Source organism: Marinobacter sp., assembly GCF_014859525.1.
In the GTDB taxonomy this organism is placed as follows: Bacteria; Pseudomonadota; Gammaproteobacteria; order Pseudomonadales; family Oleiphilaceae; genus Marinobacter.
Genome location: NZ_JACUUB010000006.1, coordinates 82178 through 89215 on the forward strand (window position 1 = coordinate 82178; position 7038 = coordinate 89215).

Sequence of the window (7038 nt, forward strand, 5' to 3'; positions counted from 1 at the left end):
CGAAATAGCCGCCAACCATGACAATAACGCCATCTCGGCCCAGTGTGCGTTGTATTCATTACGGGCTTTTCTTAGAGTAGCAACGTTCCAAACTGCAAACAGGACAGCAGCATTATGTCACTTAGGGAATGGTTAATTGCCATAGGTACCCTGGTTATACTTGGAATCGTAATTGATGGTGTTCGGCGTATGCGCCGGGCCCGCAAGGAGTCCATGGCAATCTCATCGGGTATGGGCGCGGATGACCTGAAGGATTCGCCGCTCGATGACGACTACAATCCTGAGCTACCTAACGGTGGTGCCCGCACGATTTCCAGGGGAACTCTGGAGGCTCGTGGTTACTTTACGTCTGATACGTCAGAAGCGTTCGGCAGCTCCGATGATGACGAGGTGGCACCAGAAACTGGCTGGGGAGCTGCTGATGACAGCATAGACGATCTTGCGATGAGTGAGCCTCGGGAGTCTCGTGCTGAACCCGATCCTGAACCTTCGCAACCGAAGCCAGCTCAAGAGCCTGCCCCCGTTGTCTCAGCGGACTCTAGCGCCAGTATCCAGCCTGAGCCTGAGCCTGAGCCCGCAAAACGTGTCGAGCGGCCATCCGTCAAAGCGGCTGTGGACGAGCCGCCGGTAGTGACCTCTGAAGTGGAAGAGGACACGGCCAAGCGGTCGATCGCGAAGCCCCGCAAAAATCAGCCGCTGGCAGGTGCCAACCGCCCGGAAGCCCGGGAAGTTCTGGTCATTAACGTATTGTCTCGCAGTGGGTCGCAGTTTGAGGGTGCTGTTCTTAAAAAATTGTTTGAAGCCTGCGGTCTCGAGTTTGGCGATATGGACATTTATCATCGGCATGAGGGAACAGACACCACCACGCCGGTTCAGTTCAGCGTGGCCAGTGCGGTAGAGCCGGGTACGTTCAAGCCCAACGATATGCCAACGCTCAGTACCCCGGGAATCAGTTTTTTCATGAGCTTGCCCGGCCCTACCAATGCCATGCAGGCCTTCGAATTCATGCTTGAAACAGCGCAATGCGTGGTGCGTAACATGGGCGGGGATCTGAAGGACGAGCGCCGAAGCGTGATGACGCCCCAGACCATTGAGCACTGCCGTCAACGAATCCGCGAGTTCGAACGTAAACAGCGTTCCCACCGGGTGTAACGCTTAACCAGGACACCCAACCTGATGACACAAGTCTCTGCAGAAATCCGGCAGCGTGTGGAAGAACTGCGCGCTGTCATCGACGACCATAACCATTCCTATTACGTGCTGGACGACCCCAAAATTCCTGATGCGGAGTTTGACCGCTTGTTCCGGGAGCTTCAAACGCTTGAAGCCCAGCATCCGGAGCTGGAGTCTGACGATTCGCCCACCCGCCGGGTAGGCAGTGCTGCCGAAACCAGTTTTCAGGAAGTGGTGCACCGCCTGCCCATGCTCTCATTGGACAACGCCTTCAGTGAAGAAGAACTGAGAGAGTTTGACCGCCGTGTGCGGGACCGCTTGGCGACGGAAGACCCTGTCGAATACGTGTGCGAACCAAAACTGGACGGCTTGGCGGTCAGCCTGCATTACGAGAATGGCGCTTTAACCCGAGCCGCAACCCGAGGGGATGGTTACACCGGGGAAGACATCACCGCCAATATACGCACCATTCCGTCGGTCCCGTTAAAACTCAGAGGCAACAATATTCCTGAGTTGGTGGAGGTGCGTGGCGAAGTCTATATGCCAAAAGCCGGTTTTGAAAAACTCAACGCAAGGTTGGCAGAGCAGGGCGAGAAACCTTTCGTTAATCCCCGCAATGCTGCCGCTGGCAGCTTGCGCCAGAAGAAATCCACTGTCACCGCCCAGCGGCCGCTGGAATTGTGTGCTTACAGTATGGCGGTCACCGATGAAACCCTGTTGCCCGCGACCCATTGGGACAGCTTGCAGCGCGTAAGAGAGTGGGGTTTTCGGATCAACCCGGAGATGCGCAAAGCGCAGGGAGCAGAGGCTTGCCTTGACGCCTACAGCGCGTTGATGCAAAAGCGTGAAAGCCTGCCTTACGAGATTGATGGCATTGTGTTTAAAGTGAATCGGTTGGACCTGCAGCAGCAACTTGGGTTTGTTTCGAGAGCACCACGCTGGGCCATTGCCCATAAGTTCCCTGCACAAGAAGAATTGACGGTTATTGAAGGTGTGGAATTTCAGGTGGGCCGGACCGGTGCCGTTACCCCGGTTGCCCGCCTCAAGCCAGTGTTTGTGGGCGGTGTGACGGTATCAAACGCGACCTTGCACAATATGGACGAGGTTCGGCGCCTGGATGTCCACATTGGCGATACGGTTTTCATTCGTCGGGCTGGAGATGTCATTCCTCAGGTTGTCAAAGTGGTTCCGGACAAGCGCCCGGAAGGGGCCTGTGAAGTGCTTATGCCCAGCCATTGCCCGGTGTGTGATTCTGACATCGTACAAATCGACGGTGAAGCCGTGGCGCGCTGCTCCGGCGGGCTTTTCTGTCCGGCCCAGCGTAAAGAGGCGATACGGCATTATGCGTCCCGCAAGGCCCTGGATATCGAAGGCCTGGGCGACAGGCTGATCGAGGTGCTGGTAGACGAAGGCATGGTCCAGACGGTGGCGGATTTGTATCGGCTTACCCGATTTCAGCTCTCAAGTCTGGACCGTATGGGCGACAAGTCTGCAAATAATCTTATTGCTGCCATCGATCGTTCACGCCATCCCGTGTTGTGGCGGTTTCTTTATGCATTAGGCATTCGGGAAGTGGGTGAGGCCACGGCCAAAAGCCTGGCTTCGTATTTCGGGTCACTCGAACTCATTTCTCAGGCGGATGAAGACGCGCTGCAACAGGTTGCGGATGTGGGGCCCATTGTGGCGGGCCATGTGCGAAGCTTCTTTGATCAGCCTCACAACCAGGAAACCTTGCAGGCTCTGAAAGACGCTGGCGTGGTTTGGCAGGAGGCGCAGGTTTTGGAGAGGGTTGCGCAGCCCCTGGCAGGCGAAACCTGGGTGTTAACCGGAACCCTCTCACAGATGACCCGTGATCAGGCTAAGGAAAAGCTGGAGATGCTGGGGGCCAAGGTTTCTGGAAGTGTCTCGAAGAAGACGGCCTGCGTCGTCGCCGGAGAAGCGGCCGGTTCTAAATTGGCGAAAGCAGAGCAACTTGGTTTACCCGTGTTGGATGAGGTCGGTCTGCGGGCATTGCTTGAGGAGCATGGCCTGACCGTCTGAGTTGTAGATGCCGGCCTCGCCGGCGAATCTGAGAACTGGTGCGGATTCCCCAGGTTTCAAATTGGCTACCACGACGTTGCTCTGTAACGGTGTGTCCAGGGATACGCTCAAAACTGGCTGATCGGGAACGATGGGCTTGTGCCAACGGATGTCAATGTCGGGCATGGTGGTCGTTTGTTTATGGCCGGTCACCACAATGGTGAGTTACAGGTAAGAATCCACGATCAGACTGGAGCCTTATTGGGAGATCCGGTTCGGGTTGCCACGCTTTCTGGGTCTCTCAATCACGCAGGCAGCGGGCGTCGTGATCATATCAGACAGCGCCCTCATGCCGGCCGGCACTGGCGTAGAGTTTCAGGTAGTCGGTACTGGTGACAATACCGGAGGGTTTACCCTGAGCATCGACCACCAGTGCCGCATTGAGCTGGTGGGCGAGCATAAGCCGCGCCAGCTGGTGCGCGTCGGTTTCCGGTGATGCAGTCAAAAACGCAGGTAACTCAATGTGGGTCAGGGTTTGTGTGATTGCTGAAGAGTCCTGATCGTGTAACCAACCCAAAAGCCAGCGAAGATCGATCAGCCCGGCAACGTTTTTGTCTGCCGTGATAACCAAGTGATGAATACCATTGTCTTCCATGCTGGCTAAGGCCTCTGCGACGGATGAGGTTGCCGGTGCAGAATACAATGCGGGTGAGCAGATATCCGATACCGGCAGATATACCCGTTCTTCACGCCGTTCACCGGCGGCCGCCGCACCATATTCCTGCAACGCACGATAACTGCCGCTGTTTGCTGCCTGCTGGAATTCGCCGTCTGTTGCGTCGCTGTGGTGAGATGAGATCGCCCCGGATTCCGTCAGCTCGGTTACGTCACCAATTCTGCGGCTGCGGAACGCCTCGGGTAACCGGGTTCCGATGGGGCGTCCTGGTTCACTAACGTGAATGGACATTGCATTTCCTCTTGTGTCTGACATCTGCAATCGCCGAGTGCAGATACACTTATTTAACATTAACGGCTGAACCCAATAAACCTGAAGGGTTTGCGTATTACGTTAAGGTAAGTTATGCCCGGTACAGGCGTGCCGTTTCGAGTCGTTTTGCCAGCTGCACAGATACGCTTTGCGGCTGGCCGGTGATCACGTCGGCCAGGTACTCGGCCAGTAGTGGTGCCCAGGCAAGGCCCTTGCTGCCCAGTCCGGTCATCAGGTAGATCCCATCCACCGGTGCGCCATGTTTGTCGTGCAGTCTCCCGGCGACCGGCTGATAGTCATGAGTGGTGCAGCGAAAGGCCACCCTGGCTTCCAATTGATCCGTCGGCACAGCCGCGCCGGTGGCAATGGCCGGCAGCATGCTTTGCACCTCGTTCAGATTTTCCTGATTGCTTCGGCCTGTCGGCGTCGGGTTGCTGTCTCTGAGATCAAAGGTGGCACCGGTTGTGGCGTTGCCATTGCTGGCCGGGTTCAGGTACCTGTTGCCGCAAATGACCGTTCGGGGCAAATTAAACAGTGGTTCTGGTAATTGGGTGGTCTGGCCCCGAATGGGCTTCAATCGCAGTTCTCCGGGCACAGGCACCAGTGCGGCGGATTCATGGCCGCCTGCAATCACGATGCGGCTGATTTGTTGGTCCTCGCTCCGGTTGTTGCGAAGACACCATTGCCCGTTGCAGGGAAAAATGCTGGCAATCTGTTCATCAAACCGCGTTTCGATCAGAGGGTGGTCCGCCAGATTCTGGCAAGCTTTGGCTGGCGCTAACCAGCCGGAGTTAGGGAACCATAGCCCAGAATGTTCAAGGGCAATGCCGGCAAGTTCTGTCGCTTGTTCAGCTGTTACTGGCACCAACAGATCACTGGGGTAAGTATTGCGCTCATTAAATCGACGCTGGCGGTCAGCCTCCTGTGGGCTGGTTGCCAACTGAAGCAGCCCCGTGGGGTGCCAGAAATCGGACTGACAGGCCCGGTAGTAGCGCTGACTAAAACTGAGCGCGGTGGCCGCGAGTTCTGTTTGAGTGTTGTATTCCACCCCCAGCTTTACGTACAAAGCCCCTTGAGGGTTGCCGGATGCCGCAGACCCCGGTTGTGCTGCTCGATCGATCAACAGCACGCGTATGCCACGCTCAGCCAGATTTCGGGCCAGCAGGGTACCGGCTATGCCGGCGCCGATGATAGCAACGGTCTCGAAATTCTCCGTTGTAACAAGTGGCTTTCCGGCGGTGAACGCCCCGGTGAGCATGTCTCGTTTATAGCCAAAGCCTGGCTGCAGGGTTATGTCAAACCCGACGTCTGTGAGGTCGCGTTGTATCTGAGGTACAGACGTAAACGTCGCCAGAGTTGTGCCGGCTTTGCTGTGCTCGGCGACCTGTTCAAGGGTTTCTTTCAGCCACATTTCTGGATTGTGCGACGGCGAAAACCCGCCGAGGAACCAGGCGTCCGCGATGAAGGACAGATCGCGCCAGGCATTCAGCGTGTCACCAAAATACAGTGTCAGGCGAACCTTGCCCTTCGCCAAAACCAACCGGTGTGTGCCTTGAATCAGTGGCGGATAATGGTCGATCAGTTCTGCAGCCTGGTGTTTTAGCTCAGGCCAGTGCGACAGGGCTCTTTTAAGATCCGGGCGGGTTAGGGGGTATCGTTCAACAGAGACAAAGTGGAGAATGGCGTCGTCTTCGGCAGGTCTTTGTGCTTGCCACTCTGCCCAGGCAGCCAGAAAGTTCAGGCCGGTACCAAAGCCGCACTCGGCGATGACAAAATGGCGGTGGGACGGTAGCTCCCGAAAGCGGTCAGACAGGTGATTTTGGCCGATAAAGACGTAACGTGATTCAGCCAGACCGTTGTCCCTGTTGAAGTAGACGTCACCAAATCTGGTGGATTCCGGTATCCCATCTCGCCAGATCAGCTCCGCCGGCTCCATCGCCGGCGGCAAGGGTTTGCGTTGCATGGGGTTCAGTCTTCAGCAGTGACCAGGGTAACCTTTTCAATCGTGATAGGTTGGACCGGCACATCGGCCATGCCCTGGCTGCGGCCTGTCTGAGCTCCCGCAATTCGGTCGACAACGCCCATGCCATCGGTCACTTTGCCGAACACGGCATAACCGGGCCCGCGCACACCGGCGTTCAGGAAATCGTTTTTCGCCACATTAATAAAGAACTGGGAAGTCGCCGAATCCGGTGCGTTGGTGCGAGCCATGGCGATGGTCCCGCGCAGATTCGGCAGCGTAGCGACACCCTCGTTAACGATCGGTGCTTTAGTGGGCTTGCGGGCCATGTTTTCATCAAAGCCGCCGCCCTGAATCATGAAGCCAGCAATGACTCGATGAAACACGGTGCCATCGTAGAAGCCCTCATTAACGTAGGTCAGGAAGTTCTCGACGGTTTTGGGAGCAACATCCGGTCGCAATTGCAACTCGAAGGCGCCTTCAGAGGTGACGATACGAACTTTAGGCAACTCGTCAGCCTGCGCTAACGCAGGAAGTAGCCAGGCAGATACAATGGCAAAGAGGACAGATGCCACAATTGATGCGCGTTTTACGGAATTTGTCATTTAACATGCACTCACGGTTTCAGTTGTTGTTTGGAATCCTGAGATAATCCAGCCAGAACAAATCGATCGAAGATCTTAACAGATCTTTACCCTTATCAGTGCAATCAGAACATCTTGTCCAGGAGTACTGAACTACTCTTGACGTTATCTATTTGTACCGGCCCGGTTGTACGGTGATCACTGTGAACGAAGGAGGAGTCTGGTGAGAATCCGTAAGGGGTTTGAAGAAAAGTCCCGGCTTGGCCGGTAGCGAACATCTTCGTGCCAGTGCTCAGCTTTTTGGACTCGGACCT

At 56.0% G+C, this 7038-nt stretch carries 5 protein-coding genes; 2 read left to right on the top strand and 3 right to left on the bottom strand.

Annotated elements, in window-relative coordinates; translation table 11 throughout:
* The first annotated feature begins 114 nt into the window (after positions 1-114).
* Both zipA and ligA read left to right on the top strand, forming a co-directional pair.
* The gene (gene zipA, locus IBX51_RS03310) at positions 115-1152 is read left to right on the top strand and encodes a cell division protein ZipA (protein WP_291828669.1); all 1038 of its coding nucleotides are present in this window, start codon (positions 115-117) and stop codon (positions 1150-1152) included.
* Between the two features lie 24 nt (positions 1153-1176).
* Positions 1177-3213, top strand: a complete 2037-nt coding sequence (gene ligA, locus IBX51_RS03315) for an NAD-dependent DNA ligase LigA (RefSeq protein WP_291828670.1) — start codon at positions 1177-1179, stop codon at positions 3211-3213.
* A gap of 313 nt (positions 3214-3526) precedes the next feature.
* Here ligA and IBX51_RS03320 read toward each other — a convergent pair whose 3' ends face one another.
* The 3 genes from IBX51_RS03320 to IBX51_RS03330 form a co-directional block, all read right to left on the bottom strand.
* A complete protein-coding gene (locus tag IBX51_RS03320; protein ID WP_291828672.1) occupies positions 3527-4159 on the bottom strand; it encodes a CBS domain-containing protein in 633 nt (210 codons plus the stop codon).
* Positions 4160-4271: 112 nt separating this feature from the next.
* On the bottom strand, positions 4272-6143 hold the full coding sequence (gene mnmC / locus IBX51_RS03325; protein ID WP_291828674.1) for a bifunctional tRNA (5-methylaminomethyl-2-thiouridine)(34)-methyltransferase MnmD/FAD-dependent 5-carboxymethylaminomethyl-2-thiouridine(34) oxidoreductase MnmC: 1872 nt from the start codon (positions 6141-6143) through the stop codon (positions 4272-4274).
* Between the two features lie 5 nt (positions 6144-6148).
* Entirely contained in the window at positions 6149-6745 is a 597-nt protein-coding gene (locus IBX51_RS03330) for a peptidylprolyl isomerase (protein WP_291828676.1), read from the bottom strand.
* Positions 6746-7038: the final 293 nt, after the last annotated feature.

Excerpts from the sequence above, each read along its gene's own strand:
- zipA (WP_291828669.1), top strand. The coding sequence starts at position 115 with ATGTCACTTAGGGAATGGTTAATTGCCATAGGTACCCTGGTTATACTT.
- ligA (WP_291828670.1), top strand. The coding sequence starts at position 1,177 with ATGACACAAGTCTCTGCAGAAATCCGGCAGCGTGTGGAAGAACTGCGC.
- IBX51_RS03320 (WP_291828672.1), bottom strand. The coding sequence starts at position 4,159 with ATGTCCATTCACGTTAGTGAACCAGGACGCCCCATCGGAACCCGGTTA.
- mnmC (WP_291828674.1), bottom strand. The coding sequence starts at position 6,143 with ATGCAACGCAAACCCTTGCCGCCGGCGATGGAGCCGGCGGAGCTGATC.
- IBX51_RS03330 (WP_291828676.1), bottom strand. The coding sequence starts at position 6,745 with ATGACAAATTCCGTAAAACGCGCATCAATTGTGGCATCTGTCCTCTTT.